This is a genomic window from Paraburkholderia sp. Ac-20347 (assembly GCF_017104805.1).
Taxonomy (GTDB): domain Bacteria; phylum Pseudomonadota; class Gammaproteobacteria; order Burkholderiales; family Burkholderiaceae; genus Paraburkholderia; species Paraburkholderia tropica.
Map to the genome: position 1 here is coordinate 1 of NZ_JAAGPN010000533.1, position 1,978 is coordinate 1,978.

The following is a 1,978-nucleotide window of genomic DNA, read 5'->3' on the forward strand; positions in this document are numbered from 1 at the left end:
TGCATCGGCGCCGAACCCGCGATCCAGTTCGCCTTGCGCGCCGCCTCGCTTTCCGTCACGCGGGCCGGCGCGCAGCCCTCGATTCCCACGCTCGCGCAAGTCGATCTCGCGCGTTGAACGCGCGCCTTACGCCCGACTTCTTGTGGACCCGATTTTGTAATTTTTAGGTCGGGCGTTTTCGCCTAATCTTCATACCATATAACTATTTCAAGCTCTTCAAACGTTTGCCGTAAACGAAATTAGTGCAGTTATTCAAATTTCGGGGCGGATCACCCGCCTCACGGCAGCAGGCAAGGAGAGCCATGAACAAGGGCATCAGCATCAAGGCACGCATCGGCATCACGATGGGTTTTCTCGCAGCACTCATCGTCGCGATCAGCGCGGTGGGGATGCTCGGTCTCTCGCGTTCGAACGACGCGTACCGCAACACCTATAGCAACCAGATGCCGAGCAGCCGCGCGGTGAACATGTCCGAAATCTACGCGGCGCGCGAGCGTCTCGCGCTCGACCGCGCGGCGTTCCAGATCGGCACGCCTGACGCCGCCACGACGATCGAACGCGCGCGCGCCATGCGCGGCATCTCGGACGACTTCTGGAAGAAATACATGAACCTGCCGCGCGGCCAGGACGAAGACCGTCTCGCGCAGGACGTGGTCGCGCGCCGCGACGCGCTGCATCAGATCGCCGACAGCTTCGCAGCCACCGTCGCTGCGGGCGATCAGGCCAAGGTGCTCGAAGGCGCCAAGGCGCTGCAGGCGGCCTACGATCAGCTCTCGAAGGCCGATTCGGCGCTCGACAAGATCCAGATCCAGCAAGCGCAGCAAGGTTTCGACGACGCGCAGACGGCGTTCAGCGAGCTGCGTATCGCGGCCATCGTTGCGCTGCTGGTCGGTATCGGCGCGTCGGTGTTCTCGTTCCTCTCGCTGCGCCGCGCGATTTCCGAGCCGCTCGGCGAGGCGCTGGGCGCGTTCTCGGCGATCGCGGCGGGCGATCTGCGCCGTCCGGTCGTGGTGCGCTCGCGTGACGAAATGGGCGAACTGCTCGGCGGCGTCGCGCAGATGCAGCGCAGCCTGACGGACACGGTGCGCTCGGTGCGCGCCGGCACGGAATCGATCGCCACGGCCACGCGCCAGATCGCGGCAGGCAACATCGACCTCTCGTCGCGCACGGAAGAGCAGGCGTCGGCGCTGCAGGAAACCGCGTCGAGCATGGAGCAACTGACCGGCACGGTGAAGCAGAACGCCGACAATGCCCGCCAGGCGAGCGCGCTGGCCGCGAACGCCTCGGAAATCGCCAACAAGGGCAGTTCGGTCGTGAGCCAGGTCGTGGGCACGATGGGCGACATCAATCAAAGCTCGGCGAAGATCTCGGACATCATCACGATCATCGAAGGCATCGCGTTCCAGACCAACATTCTGGCGCTCAACGCGGCCGTGGAAGCGGCGCGCGCGGGCGAGGAAGGCCGCGGCTTCGCCGTGGTCGCGGGCGAGGTGCGCAGCCTCGCGCAGCGTTCGTCGGCGGCGGCGAAGGAAATCAAGGCGCTGATCGACACGTCGGTCGAGCGCGTGCAGGCGGGCTCGGCGCTCGTCGACGAAGCGGGCCGCACGATGACCGAAATCATCGGCGCGGTGCAGCGCGTGACGGACATCATGGGCGAGATCGCGGCGGCGTCGCAGGAGCAGTCGAGCGGCATCGACCAGGTCGCGCGCGCGGTCACGCAAATGGACGAGGTGACGCAGCAGAACGCGGCGCTCGTCGAGGAAGCGGCGGCGGCGGCGCAATCGCTCGAAGACCAGGCGAGCCGTCTGCGTGCGGCCGTGGCCGTGTTCTCGCTCGACGATAGCGGCATGTCGGCGCCGTCGATGGGTTCGTTCGGTTCGACGAGCACGAAGGTGATGTCGAAGCCGGTCGCGCGTCCGGCGCTGCAGGCTGCGGCGAAGCCGGCTGCGAAGGCCGCGCCGCGCGCGTCGGCTCCGGC

At 66.6% G+C, this 1,978-nt stretch carries 1 protein-coding gene; it reads left to right on the forward strand.

Going from position 1 to position 1,978, the window contains the following annotated elements:
• Nucleotides 1–302 precede the first annotated feature (302 nt).
• Nucleotides 303–1,978: methyl-accepting chemotaxis protein (locus G3N97_RS38405; RefSeq protein ID WP_205997942.1), on the forward strand; the 1,676-nt coding region annotated here is incomplete at its 3' end.